Source organism: Candidatus Cloacimonadota bacterium (assembly GCA_012522635.1).
In the GTDB taxonomy this organism is placed as follows: domain Bacteria; phylum Cloacimonadota; class Cloacimonadia; order Cloacimonadales; family Cloacimonadaceae; genus Syntrophosphaera.
Window position 1 is genome coordinate 1 of record JAAYKA010000016.1, and the last position, 26,283, is coordinate 26,283.

Here is a 26,283-nt window from a genome sequence, read left to right on the forward strand (position 1 = left end):
CAACGCTGACGCCACCTTCCCGCTTACTTTCAATCCCACCAGAACCGCTTATGTTTTCTGGGAGTTGGAAGCTGATAGCAAACAGCAGATTGCCAGCGCCTATGCCTACGATCCTGAAGATTGGGACTACGATGAAGTGGTTGATACAGAAATCCCCGTCGCCGATCGCGAATACACCTTCCCCGCAAACATCGTCCAAGACCATGGTGCGGATTCTGAATTTGAACTGGAAATCACCCAAATGAACCACAAATATGTGGATAACGTTTTGGTTGCCACCACCCAATTCCAGTCCATGGCATACGGTGACAGCAAATTGAACCGCTACACCCCCCAACGTTTGGCAAAATATGCCCGCCGCATGTCAAGGATTGCCCTGAAATAAAAGCGGTTTAACGTTTTAAAGAAAAGCCGGAGTCCCTTGATTCCGGCTTTTTTTTGTCTGTAACGTTGCTTTATATTTTCGAAGCGTCTGGATAATCCGGTCGATCTAAGATTGGGCCTTAGCCCAAAAGGATTTTATCCTCGCTTCGGCTATTTCGAAATCTTCACGGCTCTTTACCCAAATTTCCTGTCCATAATTGGCTTTGAGCGTGGAAAAAGGTTTGGGAACGCGCAATCTATCCCAGGTGTTCAGTATCCACTGCTTTGTCGCGCAGGCTGATACAGGTATGATGGGAATTTTCGCCAGATACGCGAGCTGCAAAACTCCGGGGCTCACGCTTCCCGCCGGGCCTTTGGGACCGTCCGGAGTGATGGCGAGACTGTTTGTTTTGGCGAGTTTTATCAATTGTCGCAAAGCTTCGGCTCCACCGCTGGAAGAAGACCCACGCACCGTTAAAAAACCAAGCCGGGCCAGCGGACGCGCAATCAGCTCGCCGTCTTTGGATTTGGAGCTCATCACCGCGATTCCGGAATCCGTTCTTTGAATTGCCAAAAGCAGAAGATCCCTGTGCTGAAAAGCGTAAACGCAGGGATAGTGGTCTGGAGGTTGGGAAAAGGCTTCAATCCGCAAACTGCAGCGCAAAGCCCTCAAAAACCAAGCTCCCAGCAAGCCTTCCAATCGAAACAGGAATTCAGGCATAATGAGCTAAAAGTTGTTTGACCACGCGCAGCATTTCCTGGCTCGTCTTTGGCTCAGAAAGGCTTTCCCGCAAGGTCAAAAGATTTTCACGTATCATTTTCATGCGCTCAGGGTCGTCCAGCAGCGCCAATGCTTCCCGCGTGATGGTTTTTGCCTGGCAATCGTTTTGGACAAGCTCTGGAAGCAGGTCTTTCTCCAAAATGATGTTTGGCAATCCGATGCGCTCAATCCGCACAAAGTGACGTCCAATCCAATATGAAATTCTTGAAGTTTTATAGCAAATCAGAAGCGGTGTTCCAATAAAACCAGCCTCCAGGGTGGCGGTCCCGGAAGTGCAAACCAATAGTTCGCAATATTTCATCATTTCATGGCGGTAGCCATCGATAACCGCGAGCCCTTCAAAACCGTGTTTTTCCATGAGTTCCACAAAAAGCTGGTGTGAAACACTGTTGGCTTTTGAAATCAGGATTTGGAATCCCTGTGAAGCAAGTTCCCGCGCCGCGTCCAGATATATGGGCAACATTTTTTGAACCTCATTGTCGCGACTGCCGGGGAAAAATCCCAGCCAGCAAGATTTCGGTACCAGGTCAAAAAACCGCGCGAAACCTTCCCGGTCCAGTTCATAAGATATTTCTTCCGCGATGGGGTGTCCCACATAGCTGGAGGTGACATTATGGATGTCTAAAAGCTCTTTTTCGAAGGGAAGAATACAGGCCACATGGCGCACGCTTCCGCGCAATTTGCGCACCCGGCCATGTTTCCAAGCCCAAAATTGAGGACAGATGAAATATAAAACCGGAATCCGCAATTCATCGGCGATTTTGGCAATACGCAGATTGAATCCTGGATAGTCCACCAAAATGGCGAGGTCAGGCTTTTCCTTTTTCAAAAAAGATTTGATTTCCCTCTCCGCTTTCAGGAAAAACCCCAAATGCTCCGCCACTTCCAAAAAACCCATCACGTTAAAACGCGTGAACGGCATCAGAGGTTTCATTCCCAACGCCTGCATTCTGGCACCGCCAATCCCGCTGTGACGTAGGTTTGGCATATCCTTGTTCAAGGTTTCCATCACCAGACTGGCATGCAAATCGCCGGAGTTTTCCCCCGCCAGCCAAAAGATGTGGAAATCAGCCTTGGACATGATTAAAGACCAAACACCCAGGGCACAAAAAGGCAGATGAGAGTCACTGCCACCGCCGCCAAGAGCACTCCAATGAAGACGCAAAGCAGAGATTTCCAAAAGGAAAGCCCAAAAACCTTGGCTGCCAGCGAGCCTGTCCAGCCACCTGTTCCTGGAAGCGGAATTCCCACAAACACTATGAGTCCCAGCTCTTTATAGCGTTCCACAATCTTGCCTTTGTTGCGTCCACGCGTCCAAAGCCAATCGGTGAGTTTTTTTCCCCATTTGAACCGGGAAATGAGCTGCAGAAACCATTCCAAGAGCAACAGAATGAACGGAATGGGCAGCATATTTCCCAAGATGGACAACAAAGCTGCCTTTTGCCAGCTCATGCCCAAGGCAAAAATCGCCACAGGGATGGCGCCACGCAGTTCTACAACGGGCAACATTGAAATCAAAATCACAATCATCCAAGGGTTCACGCCTCTGGCTTCCAAGGCTTTGGCAGTGCGTTCTCCAAAAGATTCAGCCGCCAGTGGACTCAGGCAAAAAAGCAGAATGGCGATTAGCGCCAAAACAGAGATCTTAGGTTTCAAAATCTCTCCCAAACTTAATATATTTCATTGAAAAACCACTTTTTGAAACGCGGCACTTTTTGACAAGGGAAATCCTCAGTCTCGGCTCTCACAGAAATAATCTGCATTCTGTCGGTTCCGGGTTATAGTATCAGGAAAAGTAATTATAATTAAAGGATGTTAACAATGAAGACAGATATGCTCGAAGCGATTAGAAAAGCGATGCAAGGCGAAAAAGACAGCGTGACCCTGTATGAAAAAGCCGCCGCCCATGCCGACGAAACTGATGTCAAGGAGTTTTTCCTTTCCCGTGCCCAGGAAGAACGTGGCCACTTCAACTACCTTTTGAAATACCATCAGGAAATCTCCGCAAAACAGCCACTTTCTGATCCAGACCCGGAACTTGGCGAAGTGAGAGACGATGACTCCTTCTTTTCCGAAGATTTTGTGCGCCGCATTGGTGAAGACCAATTCTTGTTTTCAGCGATTTCCACCGCGTTGCTTTTGGAAAAAGACGCTTTCGACCACTACAATGAAAACGCCGCCAACGCTCAGGAACCACAGTTGAAAAAGTTCTTTGAACTCCTGGCAAAGTGGGAAATGCTTCATTACGATGAGCTTTTGCGTGTTCAGCAGGAAGCCGAACGCTTCTATTGGTCACTGAACGCCTTTGAACCTTTTTAAGGATTTGACAAAGTTTTGATTAACTGGCTCCTGCTTGCCGCCTTATGTATGCCTTAACTTTATTAAGCAACCCAATGCGACACAATGGATTACGAAACACAGGAATGAATAAGGTTATTAGGAAAGATATTTAAAGCATTACAAAATAAAGGGATGCCCAAATAGTCTGAAGCAGGTTTTCCCGGCTTCAGCCGTAAAATTGTTCCAAAACTCCCAGTGATTTCAGCCGCAAGTTTTTGTGGAAATGAGCCTGATAATGTTGGGAAAATATGCTGTTGAGCTGGGCAACGCTTTCCCCATCAGGTTTCAGCTCGTCCAAATGCAGGCCGATTCTGGGCAGAAGAGCCATTATTTGCGCTGCCTTGGGACTGAGTTTTTCATAACGGGCGGGATTTTGCGCGAAGCCCAAACATTCGCCACACAGAATTGAAGCGCTGGCTTTATCCCAAAACATCGTGTCTGAACCAACAGTTTGGCAAAGTGTGCAAACCCCAGGCTCCAGCGGCGTTCCCAACATTTTGAAAACCCTCAACAGAAAGCGCCACCAGATGAGGATTGCCCTGCCTCCGGTTTTTTCCAGATAATCAAGATATTCGCTCAAAAGCGAGAACCAGGCTGGGTTTTCGTCCATGGGCATGATTAACTGGGAATATAGCTCCGTGGCGCACAGAGCCGCCGTCCAAGCCTCAATTTTATGCGAAAGCTGGGTTTCCCTGAGCAGGGAAATATCCGTCAGCAGGCAGAGCTCAGATTCGCCGGGACCGTAAAAGTTAAATTCATAAATGTTTAGCGGGCTGAGAAGGCTGCCCTCTGCCTTTTTCCTGATACCCTTCGTTAAAAGTGAAATCAGCCCCTGCTGGCGCGCGAAAGCCTTTAGAATCAAGCTGTTATCGCTGTAGGGAATTATCCTCAAAAGGATGGCTTCGTCTTTCAGGCGTGCTTTCACAAATCCAACAGCTTCCGCGCCGAACGCAGATCCATGGGGTCGGAAAAAATCGTTTTGTGGTCAGTGTAAATCACATATCCAGGCGCGCTTTTGCGGGGTTTGCGCACAAAGCGAATCTGAGTGTAATCCACCGGCACATTTTGGGAAAAGCGGGCTTTGGAATACCATGCCGCCAAGGCACAACAAACTCTGATTAATTCTTCGTTTGGGCTTTTTTTTCGGAAACAGCGCAACAGGATGTGGGAACCGCGGTAAATCCGGGTGTGAAACCACCAATCATGAGGTCTACCCAGTTGGGTAGTGATAAAATCATTTTCGCTGGCTTTGCGCCCAATCACAATCTCAAAATCCTCATCGATGCGCAGACGCAAAAGTTTGTCCAACATATCCGGAACCCGCTCCGGGCGTGATTTTGCGCCTCGGGAGGGGAGAGGTATCTCCTCGCCAGAATCGATGCGGGAAATCACATTTTCCAGTCTTTCAATCTGGTTTTTGGTAGCGGCAATATTATTGGCGATTAACTGCCTGCCCCGCTTGGCTTTGCCATATTTTTTCAGATACCATTCCAGATTTTGCCGGGCTGAAAGTTCCGCTTGCAGTGGAATCTCAATCTCTGCCAGTTCTGGATCAAAATAATTGATGGCTCTCAGGCTCTTTTGCCCGCGGGAAATCTTATCCAGATTGCTTTTCAGGGTTTCCGCGCAGATTTTCCAGTGTTCAACCCGTTCGGCGTCTGCTGCTTCATTTTCCTGCCGTTTAAGCTTTGCCCGCACCTTTTTCAATTCCCTTTCCCATCCTGAACGCAGGGAGTTACGTCGTTGAGTATCTTCTTTAGCTTGAACAATATGTAGATAATAAGCAGCCAGATAATCGTTTACAGTGTCAAAAGACAGGGTTTCACCCGTTTGCAAAGATTTGAGTTCCAAAGGAAATGATAGCTCCTCAATCACTGGCTTGAAGGAGGTTTGGGGCGCTTGGTAGGGCAGTTTTGGCAAGATTTGACGTCGTGGATTGTCTGCGTAGCTGTATTTGCGCAGGGCATCAATGACCATGGTTTCCTGCGCGTCCCGGGCCAAAATGAGATTTGGCTTTGGCGGCGTGAATTCCGCGATGAGCAAAAGCGCGGTTTTTTCCTGATAGATATCCGTGACCTCAAAACGGAAGCGGATTACGCGGTCATTGGGGTCAATTTCAGTGCCAATCCACAGGGCTTTGGTCAAAATATCCCAGATTTTATGCTCCCCGTGTTCGGGCTGTAAGCTTTTGCTGTGAAAGGCGAAAGCCTCTCCGCCCGCGAGGAGGGTGAGCTGGCTTTTATCAGAAAACACCAGTCTGATTTGAGTTGAGCTCTGCCAGGCGCTCTCAACCTTCAGATTTGGAGCGTTGAATTCTTTGGTCCAAGCAGATAAAATGGAATAATTCATCGATATTTAAGCTTTGTGCTTGACAGCAAAACCGCCTTTCAAAATAATGTGCCAACATATTAAACAGCCATGAGGAGTCAAGCATGAAAGCGACATCTTGGATAATAGCGGCTATATTGGCCATTTTGGCCATCATCTTTGGAGTGATGTGGAATGGTGCAGCCAAAAAAACCAAAGGCTTGGAAGCGTCGCAAGCGGAATTGGAGAAACTGTATCAGGAATCCACTGCCGCTTATGACGATATTCGAAGCAGTTTGGATAAATTCGATCAAGAACTAATGGACGAAATCGGCACCCTGAGTGAAATCCCAGGAGCCACACCCGCGGAGAGGCTTGCAAACGCCCGCTCCAGAATTGAAGAATACAAGAGCAAAATCAGGGATTTGGAATCCAAATTGGCTTCCAGCAAAGGTCAGGTCGCCGGAATTCAGGCGATGGTTGACAGGCTCAAAAAATCTGTCGCAGACAAGGAAAAAATCGTTGCCGAACTCGAAAAGCGCGTTGGGAATCTTTCCAGCACCTTGGACGAAGAGCGTCTTACCGCCCAGGCTGAAATCAGCCAGCGAGACGCCAGCATCAAGGATAGAGAAGCCCAAATCGCCGAACAAAACATCGAAAGCAACCGCATGTATTTCGCCGTTGGAACCCGCAAACAACTGATGGAAAGTGGAATCATCAACCGTAAAGGTGGAATTTTGGGAATCGGAAAAGTGAGCACAGTGAAAGACGCTGACCTTTCCCGCTTCACCCAATTCAACCTGCTGGACACCCAGGAACTTAATTTCCCCGTCACCAAAAAAGGTTATTCCGTGCTCTCCAGCCACGTTGCTGCTTCCTATGAAGTTCAAAAAGCAGGTGACCAATACATCCTGCGCGTGACAGACCCCAATTCCTTCAGAAAACAAAAACTTCTGGTGATTGAACTGAAGTAAAACAACCCATTATAATGTCTTTTGGCCTTCCCCAGACGGGAGGGCCATTTTTTGTGCCAGAAACAGCAGCCAGTTTAGATCCCATCTTGCTTCGCTCTTGACTCCAGCTCAGGAGTAATACTGGATTATCCCGTTATCAACCCGATTCTTTTTCGGGATGGTCAGGAGGCATGGATGAGTTACTCTGGGGTCAGAGCCAAGAAGGAAGCAAGAGCGGATTAGATGTCCAGATATTTTGCCGCTTCAAAAAGGGCGCGGCCACCCACGAAACCAACAACACCCTGTACGATATTTACCCCGAGATCAGCAATGGCAACAGCTTTCCCCAGTTGGGGCAAAGCCCATTCTCCCAAAAAATATCCTCCCACCATGAGCGCGACGCCAGCCAAGGGAAAAAGGAAACGTCCGAGGCCGGAACTTTTGTGTCCCAAACCGCAGAGCAAGCCTTCCAAGCCTTTTACAATCAGTGTGATGGGCGCGAACAGGGGAAAAAGAAGCAAATCCGCGATGGCGCTGCCGATTCCTCCCGCCAAAGCGCCAGCTTTGCTGCCAGCATGCAGAGCGATGAAGACAATCATCACGTCCCCGAAATTAAAAAAACCGCCGCCTGGAATGGGAATCGGGATAATCATCGTCGCCACGGTAACCAATACGATAAAACCCAGATTCTGATACCATTGTCCAGTGCCAACACTTGTGCCACGATGGCAGGCAGTAATGCGATTATCAATTTGCGAGCCTTGAACCCGTGATTCCCGTGAAAGGGTGAGAAGCAACGCCAAAACCGCTGAGAGCCGGGCTTTGAAGCGCTGCGGGAAACTCTGTTTCAAGCGCTGTTGGCTGGGGATGAGGCTTTGGTGGAAAGTGATGTCCCCAAATGAATTGAAGGCGTTTGAAAAGAGGATTTTCCCCAGAATCACATATTTCATCAAGCCTATTTTGAGCGGCAGATTCAGAAGTTCATCAAAGCTGATGAGGCTGAAAAACAGTTGGAAAGCCAAAACTGAATTCACGAAAAGCAGGACGCGACCCAGTCCAAACTGAAGCCAGTAGGCTATGGAGCCGGGATTGCCATCCTGGGTGTTGATTCTCAGGATTCCAAAAAGCAGATAGACCAGGCTGAGGGAGATGAGAAAGGGCAAAATCAGACGGTGACTGGAAAGCCAGCGCTTGAAACCACGCAGCGCCAAAAGTGAAAGAGTCAGCGCTCCAAAAAATGCCAACTGTATGACCAATGAATCCATGAAGACCACCAAAGCCAGAGCCAATATGGTCAAAAGGAGCAGAAGCGAGAGAGAAAGTTTAATCTGTGACGACATCTACCAGACTCAAAGATGGTGAAATGGGTTTAAAAACAATGGCGTTCGCCTCAGGAAAAAGCTGGCTGTGAGCGGAAAAGACGAGACAGTAGTTGGGGATGTTTTTGTCCAAAAAATCCCTAACTCGTTCCGCGTGTAGCGATTCATCCATCAGGATAAAGCTGGGACGCGGTTCGGCGCTGTGGACGCGGAGCAAATCCTGCAAGAGATAATCAACCGCGTCGGCTTCGCTTTCGATGCGCATACGGGGTTTCATCAAACTGGCGTAAGCCTTGACGGCTGTGATTTGCAGTTGCATCTGCTGTTCAAAATAGAGGCTGTAAAAATCGGGATTGTTTTGGAGGCGGGGGAGAAGGATTTGGGTTAAAAAAGAGCTTTTTCCAGCGCCATTGGGACCTTTGAGGTGGATTAATCCTTCGCCGAAATTGAGATTGGACACGACCTGAAGCGAAAAATCCTGCCAGATTTTGTGGGTGCCGGCTTCAATTATCATGCTTATCCTCGCTGTAGGTTATCTGTCTCCCCGTTCCCAAACGGGAAATCAGGTTTTTAACCAAGTTTCGGTTTGTGGGGTCCAGCGAATGCCAGAGATTCACAAAATGGATGGCGGAAGCGGGAGAGAGCAGCGCGCAAAGACACATCACCAGTACCTTTTGGCCGCCTGAGAGGATGTCCAAATCGCTTTTGGGGTTCAGGGTTTTATCTGTGATGGAGGCAAATTCCTCAATAAAAACACTGCGCTGGGTGGAATCCAGATTGTAAAGGATGAATTCCTCAAGCAAGCTGCCGCCTCCGGTGATGGGCAGGGCTGAATCGCAAAAAAGGATTGGGTTTTTCATGAGACAATAAAATGGCGGAGAGTCAGGGATTCGAACCCTGGGTACCCGCAAGGATACAACGGTTTTCGAGACCGTCCCGTTCAACCGCTCCGGCAACTCTCCGCTTCATAATCTGCGCTTTTGAAAAAAACTTTTGAGCAGGCCGCCACATTCGGCTTCTAAAACGCCCCTCACAACGCTGGGGCGGTGGTTTAAGCTTTTGTCGGCCAACACGTTATAGATGGAGCCAACCGCTCCGGACTTGGGATCCGAGGCTCCAAACACAAGACAGCCCAAGCGGCTGAGGATAATGGTTCCAGCACACATCAGGCAGGGCTCCAAGGTCACGTATAATCTATAGTTCTGGAGATACTTGATTTTTGAACGCAGGATTTTGTCAATGAGCAATTTCTCTGCGTGAGCGAGGGGGTCAGAAAGCTGGCGCGTGCGGTTATGTTCCACAGCGATGAGTTCATCATCCTTCACCAAAACTGCTCCGACGGGAATTTCGTCTTCCTCGAAAGCTTTCCTGGCCTCATCCAGAGCCAGATTCATCCAATAAATATGGTTTTGAAGTTCCATCAGAAATGCGCTCCCAGGCTCACGGAACAGCGCCAATCCAAGTCGTTCAAATTGCTGCCAACCGGGTTTAGTGAAAATTCCAGTAGTGAACTTTCGTTGAACTGCCAAGCAAGCCCGAACAGGACGCCATATTCGGTCCAGGTTCCCCAACTGTAGCGAGGTTGAATGATGTAGTAGAGGCTGTTTATATCGTGTTTGAAGCTCAATCCGGCGGTGTAGCGGTCGTTTTTGAAATTGATTGCGTAGGCGTCTTGGTCAAAATCCGCATATTCATTGTGTTCGAAACCGAAGCTAAGGTCTGCCACGAACGCGGAGCCGTCACCGCTCCTGTAAGGCAATAGCAGCCAGCGTCTATCCTGAGAACGGGCTGCGTAAGGAAAGCTGTCGAAAACGAGTTTATATTCAACTTCAAGCTGGCGGTAAAAGGTTTGTGGTGCAGTTCCGAAGCGGTATTGGGTGTAATCCGCCCGAACCTGATAGTGTTGGTTGAAAAGCAGTCTGTCGCCCACCAATAGGGCAATTTCGGGGGTCAAAACATAAGTGGAGGTTTGTTTGCAGTTCGCGGAAAGAAGGCTGTCCAGATAAACATCGTCGGTGAGATTCCAAAAAGCGTGGACTCCCAGCTTGAGGCGGTCCTTCCAATAGTGGGCGTTTCCCAGGCTCAAACGTGTGTGCCGCAGGTCGTTGTCCCAGCGGTTTCCATCATCGGGGAAAGTGTTGCGCTGAAGGTCGAGATTGAAGCCAGCCGAGAGGGTGTCTCCATCGATGTATTCCCATTTCAAAATGGAATTTAAGGTTCGGTTTTCGGAGTGACGTGTGTTTTGACCGCTGCTGAAACGCTTTAATCCGTAATAATGGGCGAACGAATTCTCCCAGGCGAGGCTGTTAATAGGCTCCAGCTTCAGGGATAGCGAACTTTGGTTGTTGAGGTCGCTGCTGTTTCTCGCTGTGCTTTGGCTGAGTTCAACATTGCGTTTGCCAAAGCTTTCCTGAAGTTCCAGGGTCAGAAATGCCCAGGGAAGATATTCCAAGATTGCGTTGTAGGTGAGGTTTCCGCGTTTTTGGGAGTCCTTGAATTCGTAAAAACCCCTGCCGCCATCGCCGGATAAAAGTTCGTAAATATCATCTTCCTGGCTGCCCAGACTGAAGTTGTTGTTGATGACCAGCTTGGGGCTGTGATGGTTAAAAAAGAGGTTCAGACCGGCGTTTTGCTGGCTTTCCCAATCCATTTTTTTGCGTTCGTAGCTCAGATTCACTCCGGTCCAACTGTTCCACAATTCCATCGAAGCCTGAGCGCGCGCGTGTCCCTGCCAGCCATCGCTGTTAAGCTTGGCGTCCTGGATGTAGCGGTCTTCTTCAGAGCGGATTAAACCTTTGGCACCAAATTCGAAACTGAGGCTGTCCAAGGGTGAAAATTCCAGCCAGTAGCCCAAATATCCGGTTTTGCTGCGGTATGGGTTGAGGTCGGCTTCCAGTTGGCTGGAATCCTGTAGATAGTCAAAGCCAGAAGTCAAGCCGTGAAGCAGCCAGCCGCGTTGGAGGGCAAAATCCAAACCCAAGAGGGCTTGCCGGCTGTTTTGGGAAAAATTGAGCCGTTTTTCACTGTGGTTTTGCGCTTTGATTTGAAGCTGAGACTCCGCGAAGGGCTGCATTTGATACAAAAAATTGCTGTCCGTTTCGCGCGAACTTCTCCCGCTGGAAAGACCAAATTCCAGAAGATTGGTCTGCGCCATTAAAAGCCCGGGCAAAATGCTAAAGAAGATCAGCCAGAGCGATGAATTCTTCTTCATCAAGTGTCTCCGCGCGACGGGAAAGATTGATGCCGCTTTGAAGCTCCAGGTTTTGGACGGCTTCTTTGCCATGGATGGGTAACAGGTTGTTGCGCAAGGTTTTGCGACGGTGTGAAAAAGCTGCGTCGATGAGCCTGAGATACTTTTCCACATCCTTAATCTGCGGTTTTGAGGCTCTGGTTCGCAAATTGATGACGGCTGAATCGACCTTGGGGACGGGTTCGAAGTTCTCGCGTCCCAGTTCAAAAAGAAGTTCGGCATCGAAGATGCGTTTCAGGCGCAGGGTCATCACTCCGTAGGCTTTGCTTCCCGGCTTGGCACAGATGCGTTGTGCCAGCTCTTTTTGCAGCATGAGAGTGATGGAATCAAAAGCCTGGTGGTTTTCCTCCAGTTTCTTCAAGAGGGGAGAGCTGATGTGGTAGGGTATATTCGCCACCAGTTTGAGGGAAGCTCCGGCTTTCTCGATTTCCCGCTTCCAATCCAGCTTCAGGATATCCGCAAAAATAAAGCTGACCTTATCTCCGAATTCTTTTCGCAAAGGCTGCTCTAATCTGCTGTCAAGCTCGATGGCGCGAACGAAAACCCCGGTTTTTAAAAGCGCCCGGGTGAGAATGCCCTGTCCCGGTCCAATCTCCCAAACCAAGTCACCTGCCTGAACTCCAGACATTTCCACAATCTTTTCCGCGATGGTGGGTTCTATCAGGAAGTTTTGACCGAGTGCTTTTAGTGGTCTCATATTTTGGGATAAAAAAACAGATCACCCAAAGAACCATCCCAGGGCGATCTGAAGTGTTTTGAAAGGGCTGGAAGCCTTAGGCGCCCAGACGTGTGGCGGCAATGTGGCGACAGTTTTTGCAAACCTTCACGGTTTGTTCGCCCACTTTGACCTCGTTGAGCAGCTTAATCCCGCTGCGATTGCAAACCGGGCACTCACCGCGACCGCGGTTGGGAAGGTTTTTTACGCCTTTTCCACGACGGTTGTCTTTGGACATATCTATTCTCCTTGCTTCATTTTCATCGTAAAATTCAGTTGTTCAAACCATAAAAACACAGGCGGCTCTCGCGTCAACTTTTATTTGATAAAAAAGGCGGGTCCATCCGCAAAGACAGACCCGCTTCATCCAAAAAGGCTTAACAGTTGTCCGCGGATTCGTCCGCGAAGGGATTGGCAGATTTCTTTGGTGCCGACTGTTCGTGGGGTATAATGCAGAGGAATTTTAAGAGTTCGTCACCGGTGTTTTTGAAGGAATGACGCATGCCGGGATCCACAAAAATGGCGTCGCCTTCGGCAAAGGGCTTGTCTCCTTCATCTGTTTGCAGCGTGCCTTTTCCGCTGACCACGAAGGCTTCATGTTCCCAATCGTGGATGTGGAAAGGTGTGTGACCGTTGGGTTCGACCTCGAAGATGCGCAGGGCAAAATTAGGCGCGCCGTCTTTTTGGGCAATCAACCAACGCATTTTTGTGTTTCTGGCGCCTTCTGCGTTCACGGGCACCAAATCTTCCTGAGTGTAGTGGACAATCTTCATTGATGTCTCCTTATTTTCATTTAATCATTTTAAGATAATAATAATCGAAAAACAGCCTTGTCCAAAGGAAAAGGCCAGGTTTTATTCCCAAATAATATGCTCAAGAGAAATCAGGATAGGCGATGATTTCGATATCCTCACCGCTTTTTCGGGTGGAGAGCTTGCGCAAGGAAATGGCTTGGGAGATGTTCGGTAAATCCAGTTCGGAGAGTATGCCTCTTTCACCACCAATCAGCTTGGGCGCAAGAAAGATGTGGATTTTATCAACCAGACCCTGGGCGAAAAATGAGGACGCCAAATTGCTGCCGGATTCCAATAAAACCTGGCTGTGTCCGAGTTCGAAAAGCTGTTTTAAGACCTGGTTTAAATCCAAACCAACGTCTCCGACCGTGACAGGGAAGACTTTCAATCCCAGCTTTTTCAAGGTCAAGGCTTTTTCTGTGTTTTCCATCCCGTTTATACAGAAAACGGAAGTGGGGATATTCTGGGCAGTTTTTGCCAGTTTTGAATCCAGAGGCAATCTCAAACCCGGGTCCAGAACACAGCGCAGCGGCTGGTGGCGTGATTTTGGGAGGCGAACATTGAGCATCGGGTCATCCGCCAAAACGGTTCCAATCCCGGTTAGAACCACATCCGAAGCCTCTCTCAAACGATGGACTCTTTTGCGGGAAATCTCTCCGCTAATCCAGCGGGATGAGCCATCCTGAGCGGCGTATTTTCCATCCAGAGAAAGCGCCGCCTTCCAGATTACAAAAGGCCTTTTCTTTAAAACCCGACAAAGGTAGGATTCGAACTGAGTTTCGATTTTCGGCGCCATAAACCCTGTCACAACTTCGATTCCAGCCTCCCGGAGCCGCGAAACACCCCGTCCGTTGACAAGCGGATTGGGGTCCAAAATGCCGATGAAAACACGCTTGATTCCCGCCGCGATGATGGCTTTGGTGCAGGGTGGCGTTTTTCCCTGATGTGAACAGGGTTCCAGGGTGACATACATCTCGGCGCCACGGGCGTTTTTACCCGCCATTTTGAGAGCCTGAATTTCCGCGTGGTCGCTTCCATATTCCTGGGTCCAGCCTTCACCAATCACCTTGCCGTTTTTCACCAACACCGCGCCCACAAAAGGATTCGGCGAACAAAGCCCTCTGGCGTTTTCTGCCAGACGCAAGGCTCGTTTCATGAACCCCAAAGCTTCAGCCGGGATAGCGTTCAAGGTTTTTTTGGGCGGCTTCATAGGTTGGTGCCGTTTTCAGGATATCCAGCCAGATTTGACGGGCTTTTTCCACATTACCCAGTCCCGCTTCGCAGGCTGCCAGGTTGTTTTTCACATTCAGGTCGTTGGGGCGTTCTTCATGGAGCCAGGTGAGCAAATCCTTGGCTGGCTGAAGTTTGCGTTCGGTGAGATAGAGCGCGGAAAGCGACAGTCCCGCCGCGTAAAAATGGTTATCCAGCGCCAGGGCGTCTAAAAAATCTTCACGAGCTTTGTTGAAATCCTTTTCAAACTGCCAGGAAAGAGCGCGATAATAGTAAAGGTCTGCACAGTCGGGATATAAATCCATATTTTGCCTTAAAAGCTCCCTCGTCTGCTCAGTTTTGCCATTTGCCAAAAGCTCTGCCAGGTCTTGAAAAAGCTTGTTTTGCTCATAGAAAAGGTGGGGACCGCCGTTATAGCTCTGGCGGATTTTCCACTCTCCACTTGCGGCGGAAAGCAGGATAGCCCAGAGTTTTTTACGATTCAACTCCAAAACCACCATCGCGCTGATGCCATCGTCTGCCGCGCCGGCGTGTAAAACCTGATAACTGCGCAGTTTTTTGAGATCAGTTATTTTACTGATGATGGTTTGGTAACGCTTTGCCAGCTCCGGATTATCAACGTCATTATGCGTCATCGAGCGCAGTTTTTCCAAGTCATACGCGATGACCGCGTCCAAGAAATCAAAACTGACCGTTTCCGGGCTGGCCGGTTCATCAATAGGCTCGTGAGGCAAGCCAAGTTTTTCCAAAAGATAAGCCATGGGAAAGTTTGCCGGAAAGCTATATTTCGCCAGCCAAGCCATGACTCTATCTTTATCCTGAGCTGCGAGTTCCGCGGGGTTTTGGCCATCCAATTCCTCTTGGTTTTTATATATCCAAAGGTCGATGTATCTGGTGACAGTCTGCATGAATTCTGTGTTTGAATCCGCTCGAAAAGTGGGGAAGGGGCTGTCTCCATCCGCTTTTACGGCATAGGGACAATCTTGAGGACAGCGCGAATCCACCCTCAGTTCCAGACAGCATTTCCAGCCAATCACCTTGTTTTTAAACCGTGGACATTGGCGCACACCGCGCTCTGCCCGACATTTGAAGCAGCGTTGATGTCCCAAAAGCATTATTTCATCTCCAAGGAAGGTGGCAAAACGCGTTTGAACGCCGTGGCTTTCACCATTTTAGCCACAGTTTCATATATTTGGCGGGGAAACTTCAAGTTCTCATCAGGGGTATTTTCCAAAACTGAAGTCTCCAAAAAATCCAAAACCTCGTCCAAAACAGGATAAGTGAAACCCAGGTCTTCTTCGTCGGATTGACCTTCCCAGAGGTCTGCGCTGGGCGCTTTGTTAATAATTTGCTGCGGGATTCTCAAAAGCTCAGCAAGTTTCGCCACCTCTGTTTTATAAAGATGCGCGATGGGCTCGAAAGCACAGGCGGCGTCGCCAAACAAGGTGAAATAGCCAACCATGATTTCGCTGCGATTTCCCGTTCCCATCACCAGCGCCCGGTGTTTGGCGCTGAGGTCAAAAAGAACACACATCCTCATGCGTGCCAGCCAGTTACCCTTGCGAGCGCGGTCAGCCTGAGGCTCATGAAGCTCGAAATAGGCGTCTGTCATGGCGGTGAGGTCGATGTTATAGCTTTGAATGCCAAGTGTTTGCACCATCAGGTCTGCGTGTTCCAAGGAAGCCGAGGCGCTGTTTTTATAGGGTAAAATCGCCGCTATCACGTTCTCCGCGCCCAGGGCTTCAACCGCCAAAGCTCCAGCCACAGCGGAATCCAAGCCTCCGGAAAGCCCAAACACTATTTTGTTGAATCCAGCTTCTTTGAGGTAGGAGCGGATGAATTCAACGCTTCTTTTTCTTTCTATATTCAAATCCAATTTACGCATGTATGTCTCCTAAAATATTATCGTTTCCGGTGGCTGTGTCTGTCCATCAAACTAATCCAAAGGCAGCCAACGAAAGGCTAAACGCAAGCCAAGTCCAGACTCTGGAAGAACACCCGGGGCTGGGTATTTTGTGTCGAAAAGGTTTTCCAGACTCACGCTGAGGCGAAGGTCGGGAAGAAGTGGCCAGGTGAAGCCAAAACTGAGGTCAAACACATTGGGAAGTGACTGTCCGCTTTCGTCTTGGCTCAGCCAGCGCTGGTTCAAGGACGTCCAAATATCCAGCTCTTTCAGCGCATAGGAAGCCTGGGTTTTCGCTTTCAAGCGTGGAGAATATGGCCTGACACCCCAAGTATCGGTTTTGAGCCATTGAAGGTCAAGGGCTAAATCTTGGTCGAGACGACAGCCTTTAATGTTCAAACCTGCTTCACCGCTCAATTTCCAGCCAAAAACTCTGGCTTGGCGCAAAAAAGCCTGAGACTCGGAAGCGTAAACATCAGGCTGGTTATAGGAAAAACGAAGGTTTTGACCCAAACCAGCGTGGCGGAGTAAGGTTCCATTCCCGATTTTCCAAGCCTGCAGATACAAATCCAGAGGCTTCATTTCGAGCCGGGGTCGCGAAGGAAGATAGACCCAGGGCAAAGTTTCGGAAACTTCATGCCGGGAAAAGGCTTTAATCTCGGTTTTATTCCCCATTTCCAGATACTTGCCGCCGGGGAAAATCAACCTTTTGTGAACATCCAAAGCGGGTAGAATATGGTGAAAATCTGTCATCAAACCCAGGTCAAATCTGGGAAGCCAGTCTTGAAGCCAAGGCGCGCGATATTGAAGCGCCAATCCCAATTCCCTTTCCTGAAAAACAATACGATTGGCGAAGCTCTGTCCCTCAAAACGCTGAATGTGCGAATGATTTAAGCCGAGGTTAAAACTGGAAAAGCTTTCTTCATAAAGGTTTTGGGATGTTTTTTCCAAACTCAAACGGGAACGGACATCATTAAAATCCACAGTGCCCAAATCGATGGATTCGAAGTTCTTTTGGGTGGAATAGGAATATGTTTCCCCCGTGAAGGCAGCGGTTTGGCTCTTTTGAAAGCTAAATTGATGCTGGGAAGGCAGGATTTCACCGCTGCGGGTGTTGATGCCCAAAGCAAGCGCTGAACGATAATAATCTGTGGCGGGTACAGAAAAATCCCCATCCAGCCTCCAGAAGCTAAGGAAGTGATTTTTTGGACGCTGGCTGAAGCTAAGCGATGTCCGCACAGAGGTATCCATATCCAGTTCCAGACGGTAGGGATGCCGGGTTCCCGCTTGAGGTTTGGGTGGGTTGTGACGCAGGGAATAAACCGCCGGGATTTGGGGTAAAAGACTGTCTGGAACTGCTTTCTGGGGGAAAGACACGGGTTTTTTGGGAAATGGCGCCAAAAGCGAGCCTTCGGAGCGGATTTCCAAGGATGGCAAAACATAAGTCTGAGCCACAAGCGACAGGCAGGCAAACAAGAATAGCGGAAATAATAAAATCTTACGCATAATCTGCCTTTAGTTTTCCTGAAGCAGGGTTTCGAGATGCGAAAGCTGTTCGGAATCCAGCAGTGGACTGTATTCTGCCAAAGCCAGACGGGCTTCCTGGAGTTCATCCAAAGCGATGAGGCTCAAAACGCTGTAATAACAAGCCTGGGCGTGGACATCCGGAAATTCCTGCCAAAGCAGCCGGATTCTTTGAAAGGCTCTGCGAGCCGCGGCGGCTTCGCCTTTTTCCAAGAGAGCTTTACCCAGCCAGATTTCCGCGTGGGCGCGAATCCAGGGGTTGCTTTGGCTGTCCAAAAGTGAATCCGCCAAAGCGCTGGCTTCGTCCAGGTTTCCCGTTTCAAACAGATAACCCAACCGCTGAAGATGTGACTGAGGATGAAGCTCCTGCCATTCCGCTCCCAACTCCCACAGATTGGGGAAATCCAACCAATGGTTTTGGGCTGAAAGGTCAAGCAAACTAAGCCAGATACCAGCCTCAGGAGCCATCTGGAAGGCCTTCAAATAGCGTTCCTGCGCCAATTCGGTATCTCCAGCCATCTCTGCCAGTTCCGCCCATTGTATCATCAATTCCTGGCTGGGAGCGCGTTCATGGATTTCGATGGCCAGGCTGTCCGCTTCCTCAAGTCGGTTCAAACGCATGAGTGATTCCAAAAGCAGGCGGTCGAATTCATTTTGTCTTTGCGATGGCAGGTCCAAGCTTTGGCGGAATTGAGAAGCTTCCCGCAGAAGCTCCGCCCAAAGTTCGGCATTGGCATAAAGCTTCACCAGGATATATTCCAGCTCAAACTTGATATAATCGCTTTTGAAGCTGTCGATGAGTTGCGAGATTTCCTCGATGTGGTCATATCCCGTCAATTTGCGGGAACTGGTCTCGATTCCGGTGAAAACCTCAGCCAAGAGAGGCATATCTTCATCCGCCACAAAGGTGTTGGAAGTGAAGCGTCTGAGGATATTCAACCAGCCGGAAAGCGATTCGCCATAGCGCCCCAGGTTAAAATTCGTCACCGCGATATCCGCCAAAACATTCAGGAACAGCTCGGAATCCGGAAATTCATCCAGCCAACGGTCATAGATTTCCAAAGCGCGAAGCCACTGCTTCCCCTGAGCGGCGGATTTTGCTGCCTGATAGAGGTAGATATCGGCGTTCTCTCCGCTGTCTGCCAGTTCCAAAAACACCTGCGAGGCCTCACCGTGTCTGCCCATGTGATATAATGTATAGGCCTCATAAGACCTGGCCTCAGTATTTTGCTGCGGAGTTGATGAAATTGAGCGCGCCTCGGAAAAGAGTTTCAACGCCTGCTCGAAATCCTTTTTGGAAAAAGCTATTCCAGCCCTGAGGAGAGCCGTTTCAAAATCCTCATCAAGCTCCGGATTCTCTTCCAAAATCGCCTCAGCGCCAGCGATATCCCTGTCAAAATAATGCGCCTGAGCCAAGCGCAAGCTCAGAACAGCCTGATTCTCCTCGCTGGGAACCACATCCTGATAAAGCTCGATGGCCCTCTTGTATTCCGAGGCGTAAAAATGGATTTCCGCCAGGGCGAAGCGAGCCTGGTTTGCAAACGGCGAATCCGGATAATCCCTTAAAAGCCTTTGATAGTTCAGTTTGGCAAGCTCCGGCTCCTCAGGTGAGTTTTTCGCCAGATAATAAAAAGCTTGGTCACGGTAGATTCCCTGGGGATGGCTGTTCAGATAGCGGTTGGAGGTCTCAACGCAAAGCTTTGTTTGTCCCAAAGCGTCATAACAGCGGGCGCCAAGAATCTGGTTTTTCTCCGCAATGGCGACGGGTAAAATATGGTTTGACGCCTCGATAAAGGCTTTCAGCGCGCCCAGATAATCCCCAGCGTTAAAACGGAATTGCCCCAAAATATGCAGCGCTTCACCCCGTTTATCCTGTCTTTTATCCAGATAATCCTGAAGCTGATGGATGGCAGATTCCGGGTTTTTCTCATAGATGATTTTAAGCCGCTCAAAATAGGAAAGAACAGCCAAATCCGGGTCGGAAGAAATTTGGATAAAGCGGAAAATGGAATCCGCAGCGCCCAGATTTCCGTCCTGTTCCAAAAGCAAAGCGTGATAGAAAAGCCCGATTTCACCAGAGTCCTCCAGATTATCCATCACCAGCCTGGCGCTGTCATAATCATGGATTAAAAGCGCTTTACGCGTCCTCAACAAGCCAAAAACCGGGGTGTTTGTGAACAATGCATCCAAAGAATCCAGATGAGTTTCAAAATCCTCATAGCGACCCTCGGTAAGAAGCCGGTCCAGCCAGGCTCCGTGATAATCTTCCCAATCCGGGTCCCCGGTGGAAAGCGAATCCAGAATCGCCGTGGCGGTTTCATCCCGTCCCAAAGCCAAAAGAACCTTGTAATAATCGAACCTCGCTTCCTCCGCGTCGATGGCGAGGGCTTTTTGATATTCCTCAGCGGCGCTGAACCATAGTTCCTGCATGGCTTTCACGCGCCCACGCCACAGTTTTGCCTGATATTCATACCAAGGGTGGGGCGCCAAAGTCTCCAAATCGTCCAAAAGCTCCAACGCCGTGGGGAAGAGGCTTTGATGATATTTCACGATGGCGAAGTTTAACAAGATATCGGGCAAAATTGCGGGATGAACATCCCGGGAAAGCAATTCCTCATAAATCAGCCCACTTTGGTCGATATCGCCCTTGCGCAGAGCCATATTCGCTTTCATATAGCTGATAAACTCGTCATACGGCGAATCCGGCCAGCGGTTTGAAAAAGCCTCAATTTCCTCCCAAAGCTCCTCGGAATCCGCGTCGGGACTATAGAAAAGCTCCGTGATATAGTTAAATTCATCGGTTTCGCGAATGGACTGACCCCAAAGACCGCCAAAGATAAACAGCGCGAAAACCAGCGTCAAAACAGCGGGGAACAGATTCCCCAGCCTGCGGTGGGGTTTGTGGGTGAAAAACTTCGAACTGCCCAAGCCTCATCCTCCTTTTTTGTTTGGCAAAATCATGAACACAGATGTGCCCTCATTTTCCTTGCTTTGAATCTCAATGCGACCACCATGGAGCTCGGCGATGCGTTTGGAAACCGCCAATCCCAATCCCAGTCCGCTGCTGCGATAGGACACCAGGCCGCTTTTGTGGGCGTAAATATCCCCAAGTTCATAGTATTTTTGAAAAACCTCACGGATACGGCGTTGTGAAATGCCGATGCCGTTGTCTTTCACAAAGATAACCAGGGTCTCCTGGCCATCAATCGTTTCCTGTGGTAAGGCCGAGCGGCGCGCGCCAATCGTGATAATCCCGTTGTCGTTTGTAAAGCGGACAGCGTTGAGAACGATGTTGTAAATCATCAGATGCAGGTCAGACCAACTGGACCAAAGCAGAGGCAAATCCTTTTCCAGTTCCACCCGGATGTGAAGCCTGCGCTCGCGGGTGAGGATTTCAATCTGTTGGTGAACCTGTCTCAAAATCTCTTCCAGGTCAATCTGCTTTTTGGGCAGCTTTTCCGTGAGGTTATAGCGGTTCATGGTTTGGATGTCCGCCACCGTGATGGAAAGCTTTCTAACCGCGTCCTCAAGCTGTGTCCAGGGTTTTCCCTTGGCTTCCGGTTCCTGTTGTTTCAGGCGGTTGAGCGCCGCTTGCAACATAAAGAGCGGGGTGTTGAATTCATGGCTCACGATATGGGTAAAATAATCCTTGGCTTGTTCCAGATTGCTCAATTCCGCGCTTTTTTGGATGAGTTCAGAATATTGCAGGGAATTTTGGATGGCGTTTTGGAAAAGCCGGATGAAAAGCCGTGTGAATTCCTCGTTCAAATACATCTCGCGATTGCTTTCCCCGGCGTTGTCCAGATAGAGATAGCCGCTGTAATCCTGCTCAAGAATGGGCGTGCAAAAGATGGTTTGAATCCCATAATCCTGAACGCTGAAGGAATCCTCAAACCGTTTATCCATGGGCGCGTTGGTGGATTTCAGCTCACTTTGCGTGCTCTGACAGATTCCCAACGCGGTTTTGCTGACCCCAAACGCGGTGCTCATAATCTGGCCATTCATATCCAGTTGAACCTGGAAAAAGTTGTTTCCCTCGGCGTCTTTTTTAATCAGGAAGCCTCTGGTGGCGCCGGTGAGTTCAATGGCGGCGGAAACCATGCCCTGTTCCAGTTCACTCAAATTTTTGGTGTTCACCAGCTCGTTTGAAAGCTCGATGAGCCGGTTCATCTTTTCCATGCGCAGATAAAGCTCGGAATAGTCCCAGGCTCTCACCAACATGGCGGTCAGCGGCGCTCTCATGTTGTCCAAAAGCTCCAATTCACCCGGAGTGTATTCCAGTTCGCCGCCGTCGCTCAAAACCAGATGGCCAACCCTGCGGCTGGATGTGCCCAAAGGCAGGACAACAATATGTTTCCCTTGATGTTCAAAACTTTGCAGGCTCTGAGTTTGGAACGCTTCCTCGATATGCTCGCCAAATTCTCCGGGAAGCGGAAGCTGGGCGTTTTGGCTGAGGAAATCCTGGTAGGCGCCCAGTTTTTCCGACCACGCCATCAGGACAAAGCTCCAAGGCCCAATGAGCTGGCTGATTCCCTTGCCGATGAGGAATTTAACCCTCTGGAGGCTGTTCACATTCGAGGTGTCGAACAATATCTCATTCAGTCTCAGCCTGTTGCTGCTTTGGCGGGAAGCCATGGGCATTGTTTTGAAAAGAGCGGGGTCTGCGCAGTGATATTGGCTCACCTCCAAAAAGTTCAGTCGGTCCTGAGGGTCGATGTCCCGCGTGATGGTTTCCAGGTGTTGGCGATACTGGCGAAATTCCTCCCGCGCCGCCTGGCTCGCTCCGATTTTGGAAAGAAGCTGGATTTTCATCTGTCTAAGCTGAACTTCCAATTGGTAATACTTCAAGCTCTGACAGCGTGCCAGACAATCGTTTAGCTGGCGTAAAAGCTCCCGCAAGCCCTGGGAAGGGTCAGTCAGCTTCAGTTTCAATTCCAAAATCTGGAGGCTCAACTGCCAATACAGATAGTTCCGCTGCTCGATTTCCGGCTTGGCTTTGCGCAGAATCTCCGCGGCGCGGTCAAGCTGTCCCAAGCCATAGTGACAGGTCGCCTGTAACACGCTCAAAACCGCCATGGCATAATGATTGTTAATCTGTCCGGCAAAGCGCAGCGCCAATTTAAGCTGTTTCAGCGCGGTGTCGTGGTCGCCCTCCGACATCGCCAAAAGGCTCAGCGCGTTGTGATAAAACTCCTGTTCATGGATTTGGACATAATCAATCTGCGTGTTTCCCAAAATCAGGTTGCTCAGCTTCTTGGGGTTATTGATTTCGTTCAAATAGTAAAAATAAGTTTTCACCAGGGGGTTGATTTGGGAAATATTGCCTTGAACCAGCTTCGGTTCACGCTGCGCGATGAAGTTATAATAATGTCCGAAACCGATAATTTTGCTCTTGGCCAGCGCCAGGTTGCGTTCGATGGAAACGAGATATTTTTCCGCTTTCAGCTCTTTGATAAGCTCCTGGGCTTCCAAGAGGAGGGTTTCCGCTTCCTCAAACGCGCCCATCTTGATTTTCGCCTCACCCTGGTTCAAAAGCGCTCTGCCCATCGCCAGGCGGTTTCCACGGTCTTTGGCGTAGGCGAAGGCTTTCTCAGCGTGAGCCAGTCCAGTGGCGGTGAAGCCCTGTTTGAGGTCCAAATCCGCCAGATTATTATGAATCCAAGCCAGATGGCGCCGGATATTATAGCTGTTCCAGATATTCAGCGCGATGCCAAAGTGTTCACCCGCCTCAGCCAAATCCTTTTGAATGCTGTAAATTTCGCCCAGAGCGTTATGTAGCGAAGCCAGCTCAATCATGGCGTCCGTTTCCTGGCTGGGGCTTTGCTGAGCCAGAAATTCCTCGAGCCTTTTTGCGGCGAGGTCGTGGCCATCTTCATACACATCATAGGCAGACATCAGCGTTGCCACCTTGATCTGACAGGCAAAGGAAACGCTTTCCAGCTCCAAACCGGCGAGGCTTTTTTTCAATCTCGGAGGGTTCAGCCGGGCGTGGATTTGTCCCTGCCAGAGCCGCGCCCGTGCCTTTTGACCCGGGGTTGCCGCCAGTTTCTCCGCTCTCTCATAATGTTTCAAAGCCGTTTTCGTGTCCCCTTGAAACAAGACCAGGGTTCCCAAAAGCCCAAATTTCTCAAAGCAGTTGGGCAGTTTATCCTGGTTATGCAAAAGCAAATCCGTCTCCGTCAGGCTGGCGGTGAATTCCAACATCCGGTGGAATTTGCCCAAATCGCTCGCCAATTCTGCGGGGGAAAGCTCCAACCCTCGATCCAGATGGAGCCTCAAAACCTCCGCGATGGAATTGAAAGCTTCCTGTTGCAGATGGTCCTGACAGAAAAGCTCGTAAAGCCTCAAGAGCCAGCGTCTTTCGCTTGCCATATCCTCGGCGATTCTGGCTCCCTCAATCAAGCCCCGACAGGTGGCAAGGTCTTCCACCTTGGTGGCTTCAAAATATTGTAACACCCTCAGTGAAACCAACTTCCGCATCCGGGGCAAACACTGTTCAAAGAATTTTTCCTTGGTTTCCACAAAGGTGAAATAGTGTTGTTTTCCTTCCTTTTGGAGAATCTCGTTGAATTTCGCTTCGCTGAGAAGCCCGTAAAGCTCACTGTCGCCAAGCTTACAGATATGGCGAATCAGTCCGCTGGAAATGGGTGTCTGCACGATGGACAGTTTTTGAAGGTTCAGATATGCCCCCGGGCTCAAGCGGCTCATGCTGGCGTAGATGGATTCCAGCGGTTCAGCGGGCAGTTCAAAGCCTTCCAGCGCCTGGGCTGCGGGGCTTTTACCGGGGCTGAAATCTCCCTTTTCCGCCAAAGAAGCCAAAATTTCCCGAATCATCCAGGGGTTTCCGCCCGAACGCCGGTGTAGCCATTGCGAAAAACCCTCCTCCAGTTCCCAGCCCGCCAGGCTTTTGGCATACGCCGCGCTTTGGGAAACGCTGAACATGTGAAGCTGGATTAACACCGGATGGCGGATAAGCTTCACCTGTCTCAAATCGCTGCTGCTCATCAGGATTAAAATGGGCTGTTGAGCCACCCAGGGCGCAAGGAAGTTGATGAAATCTATACTGTGGGGGTGGAGGTGTTCGATGTCTCGAATAACGAAAACAACGGGTTTAATCCGCGCCAATTCACCAATCATCCTCTTGGCAAAATCAAAATCCGCCATCAAGGGTGGATGGGCTTCGACGGAAAGTTTGCTCACTTTCGCTGGAGACAAGCTCTGAAAATCGTCATCCGGGAATCCAGGCTCCATCCCACCTTTTTCCTGCTCATTTTCGGCAAAGAGATAGGCACGCATCCGGGGCGAAATCCCCTCGGTCTTTTGATATTTCTCCAGCTCTTCCGCCGACAGCGACCCCAGATATTCCTTAATCAGCGCGAAAAAGGCGTCACGTTGGCTGGGACTGCAATGGTAGTCGAAAATATGTTGTTCCCCGCCCAAAATCTCATAACGGAACAGGCTGAGCAATTCGCTGGCGCCCATTCCCTCCCCGCCCAGGATACACACGGTTTTTCCCGCGCCCACATCCTGTCTGGGAAGCTGGTCCATAAGCCTGCCCAGCTCGTCGCCACGGGTCACGCTGCCTCCATGGCGGATGGAATTTGCCAAGCCTCCTCCCGCTGAAGGAGAAAACTCTCGTCCGCTGGCGCGCTCGATTTGGGAAAGAACCTCCGCCGCGCTTTGGACGTGGTTTTCAGCCTCCGGCGCCAAAAGCCTGAGACATAGATTTTGCAAAGCCATGGGAATCCCCGGGTCCAATTCCCTGGGATAAAGCGGCGAAAACCAGCGCCGACCCTGTCCTCGCATCGCTTCAATCTGGCGTGAACTGAAAGGGTCCCTACCCGTGAGCATGCGATAGATTACCGCGCCCAGGGAAAACAGGTCGTCCTGCGGGGAAAAGCTTCCGGAACGCAGGCTAAGATTCCCGCTCTCATCGCCTTGACGGAGGGGCAGATTCCAGGGCGCCGTGCTGGGAGCGCCAAAACCGTGGTCAGCCAGCTTTACTTCGAGGCCTTGCCTCGTTTTCAGAAAAAGGATATTTTCCGCTTTCAGGGCGCCATGCGTCATTCCCTGGCGGTGAAGTGCGTCCAAACCCAGACAAACCCGCGCCAAAAGCTCCCAAACCTCCGCCTCACGTCCCGCCGCGAAGCCTCCTTCGCTCAGGGTTAATGCGTTCTGAAAATATTCCCCCACCATGTAGAGGCCGTCGTCCTGCCGTCCAAAATCGTAAACACTCAGCAGGTTCGGATGGCGCAAACAGCGGCGACGCCACATTCCAAAGGCGCTGAAAATCCCGCTGGATTCCTCTCCCCAAAGGTCTTGGAACAGCTTCAAACGCAAAATGGCTCCGCTTCGAAGGTCCATGGCGCGCCAAACGCTGCCAAGCGGTCCGGAGCCCATGTTTTCCAAAAGGCGGTAGCGGCGGTCTATTATCATTTTCATCTCCCTTGTATTTGGGTGCAAAATAAAAAAGTAAAGCTGCTTGTCAAGCCGGGAATGAAAGAAAATCGCCAAAAACGCGGAAAATATTTCAAAACACACCCTTCCAAAGAGTTCTGACAAAGATTTGACGCCCCTGTGTGTGGGCGTTATTCCGGCTTTGTCCCTGAATGTTCCTTATTTTTGTCTTCATTTTACTCCTCCCTGTTTTTTTCTTGTCTCGAGAAAAGGATTTCACCTAAACATCGGTTCCCATCCCATTAAGCTCCCTTGATTCCAGCTCCGAAGTAACCCGATACTATCCCGGGAACATCCTTTGTGCCGTTAAGGATGTTTCCGGGGCATGTATGAGGCATTCATGAGCC

At 49.9% G+C, this 26,283-nt stretch carries 22 protein-coding genes and 1 tRNA gene; 3 read left to right on the forward strand and 20 right to left on the reverse strand.

Annotation, left to right across the window (positions count from 1 at the left end; translation table 11 throughout):
• Window positions 1-385, forward strand: a 385-nt coding sequence (locus GX135_00700; protein ID NLN84607.1) for a hypothetical protein, incomplete at its 5' end; no start/stop codon positions are given.
• A gap of 105 nt (window positions 386-490) precedes the next feature.
• Here the strand turns inward: GX135_00700 and GX135_00705 are convergent.
• The 3 genes from GX135_00705 to GX135_00715 are packed head-to-tail and all read right to left on the reverse strand — an operon-like array spanning window position 491 to window position 2,674.
• A complete protein-coding gene (locus GX135_00705) occupies window positions 491-1,084 on the reverse strand; it encodes a lysophospholipid acyltransferase family protein (protein NLN84608.1) in 594 nt (197 codons plus the stop codon).
• The gene (gene lpxB / locus GX135_00710; protein NLN84609.1) at window positions 1,077-2,228 is read right to left on the reverse strand and encodes a lipid-A-disaccharide synthase; all 1,152 of its coding nucleotides are present in this window, start codon (window positions 2,226-2,228) and stop codon (window positions 1,077-1,079) included. Before lpxB ends, GX135_00705 begins: the two co-directional genes overlap by 8 nt.
• Window positions 2,228-2,674 (reverse strand): small multi-drug export protein, encoded by a 447-nt coding sequence (locus GX135_00715; GenBank protein ID NLN84610.1) that lies wholly within the window; start codon window positions 2,672-2,674, stop codon window positions 2,228-2,230. Before GX135_00715 ends, lpxB begins: the two co-directional genes overlap by 1 nt.
• A 291-nt stretch (window positions 2,675-2,965) precedes the next feature.
• On the opposite strand from GX135_00715, the gene GX135_00720 reads away from it, so the two are divergent.
• Window positions 2,966-3,463: a ferritin family protein gene (locus GX135_00720; GenBank protein NLN84611.1), complete on the forward strand. Its 498-nt coding sequence runs from the start codon at window positions 2,966-2,968 to the stop codon at window positions 3,461-3,463.
• Window positions 3,464-3,650: 187 nt separating this feature from the next.
• On the opposite strand, the gene recO is transcribed toward GX135_00720, so the two are convergent.
• Together recO and GX135_00730 are read right to left on the reverse strand one after the other, a co-directional pair.
• Complete coding sequence (gene recO / locus GX135_00725; protein NLN84612.1) at window positions 3,651-4,409, reverse strand: DNA repair protein RecO; 759 nt, start codon at window positions 4,407-4,409, stop codon at window positions 3,651-3,653.
• Complete coding sequence (locus tag GX135_00730) at window positions 4,406-5,833, reverse strand: DUF814 domain-containing protein (GenBank protein NLN84613.1); 1,428 nt, start codon at window positions 5,831-5,833, stop codon at window positions 4,406-4,408. The genes recO and GX135_00730 overlap by 4 nt, the downstream gene beginning before the upstream one ends.
• 83 nt (window positions 5,834-5,916) lie before the next feature.
• On the opposite strand from GX135_00730, the gene GX135_00735 reads away from it, so the two are divergent.
• Entirely contained in the window at window positions 5,917-6,765 is an 849-nt protein-coding gene (locus GX135_00735; GenBank protein ID NLN84614.1) for a hypothetical protein, read from the forward strand.
• Between the two features lie 218 nt (window positions 6,766-6,983).
• On the opposite strand, the gene GX135_00740 is transcribed toward GX135_00735, so the two are convergent.
• The 15 genes from GX135_00740 to GX135_00810 form a co-directional block, all read right to left on the reverse strand.
• A complete protein-coding gene (locus GX135_00740; GenBank protein NLN84615.1) occupies window positions 6,984-7,694 on the reverse strand; it encodes an ECF transporter S component in 711 nt (236 codons plus the stop codon).
• Window positions 7,695-8,067: 373 nt separating this feature from the next.
• Entirely contained in the window at window positions 8,068-8,577 is a 510-nt protein-coding gene (locus GX135_00745) for a hypothetical protein (protein ID NLN84616.1), read from the reverse strand.
• Window positions 8,567-8,923 (reverse strand): hypothetical protein, encoded by a 357-nt coding sequence (locus tag GX135_00750; protein ID NLN84617.1) that lies wholly within the window; start codon window positions 8,921-8,923, stop codon window positions 8,567-8,569. The genes GX135_00745 and GX135_00750 overlap by 11 nt, the downstream gene beginning before the upstream one ends.
• Before the next feature lie 12 nt (window positions 8,924-8,935).
• A tRNA-Ser gene (locus GX135_00755) sits at window positions 8,936-9,025 on the reverse strand.
• Between the two features lie 3 nt (window positions 9,026-9,028).
• Complete coding sequence (locus GX135_00760; protein ID NLN84618.1) at window positions 9,029-9,484, reverse strand: nucleoside deaminase; 456 nt, start codon at window positions 9,482-9,484, stop codon at window positions 9,029-9,031.
• Window positions 9,484-11,274, reverse strand: coding sequence for a hypothetical protein (locus GX135_00765; GenBank protein NLN84619.1), 1,791 nt, complete (start codon window positions 11,272-11,274; stop codon window positions 9,484-9,486). The genes GX135_00760 and GX135_00765 overlap by 1 nt, the downstream gene beginning before the upstream one ends.
• Complete coding sequence (gene rsmA / locus GX135_00770; protein NLN84620.1) at window positions 11,237-12,010, reverse strand: ribosomal RNA small subunit methyltransferase A; 774 nt, start codon at window positions 12,008-12,010, stop codon at window positions 11,237-11,239. Before rsmA ends, GX135_00765 begins: the two co-directional genes overlap by 38 nt.
• 76 nt (window positions 12,011-12,086) lie before the next feature.
• A complete protein-coding gene (locus GX135_00775; GenBank protein NLN84621.1) occupies window positions 12,087-12,266 on the reverse strand; it encodes a hypothetical protein in 180 nt (59 codons plus the stop codon).
• 139 nt (window positions 12,267-12,405) lie between these two features.
• Entirely contained in the window at window positions 12,406-12,801 is a 396-nt protein-coding gene (locus tag GX135_00780) for a cupin domain-containing protein (GenBank protein ID NLN84622.1), read from the reverse strand.
• A gap of 100 nt (window positions 12,802-12,901) precedes the next feature.
• On the reverse strand, window positions 12,902-14,032 hold the full coding sequence (gene ribD, locus GX135_00785; GenBank protein NLN84623.1) for a bifunctional diaminohydroxyphosphoribosylaminopyrimidine deaminase/5-amino-6-(5-phosphoribosylamino)uracil reductase RibD: 1,131 nt from the start codon (window positions 14,030-14,032) through the stop codon (window positions 12,902-12,904).
• Window positions 13,992-15,167: a hypothetical protein gene (locus GX135_00790; GenBank protein NLN84624.1), complete on the reverse strand. Its 1,176-nt coding sequence runs from the start codon at window positions 15,165-15,167 to the stop codon at window positions 13,992-13,994. Before GX135_00790 ends, ribD begins: the two co-directional genes overlap by 41 nt.
• Entirely contained in the window at window positions 15,167-15,937 is a 771-nt protein-coding gene (locus tag GX135_00795; protein NLN84625.1) for an NAD+ synthase, read from the reverse strand. The genes GX135_00790 and GX135_00795 overlap by 1 nt, the downstream gene beginning before the upstream one ends.
• A 51-nt stretch (window positions 15,938-15,988) precedes the next feature.
• Complete coding sequence (locus tag GX135_00800) at window positions 15,989-17,461, reverse strand: hypothetical protein (protein ID NLN84626.1); 1,473 nt, start codon at window positions 17,459-17,461, stop codon at window positions 15,989-15,991.
• Window positions 17,462-17,470: 9 nt separating this feature from the next.
• Window positions 17,471-20,407, reverse strand: coding sequence for a tetratricopeptide repeat protein (locus GX135_00805; GenBank protein NLN84627.1), 2,937 nt, complete (start codon window positions 20,405-20,407; stop codon window positions 17,471-17,473).
• Window positions 20,408-20,410: 3 nt separating this feature from the next.
• Window positions 20,411-25,915: a protein kinase gene (locus GX135_00810; GenBank protein NLN84628.1), complete on the reverse strand. Its 5,505-nt coding sequence runs from the start codon at window positions 25,913-25,915 to the stop codon at window positions 20,411-20,413.
• Between the last annotated feature and the right edge of the window lie 368 nt (window positions 25,916-26,283).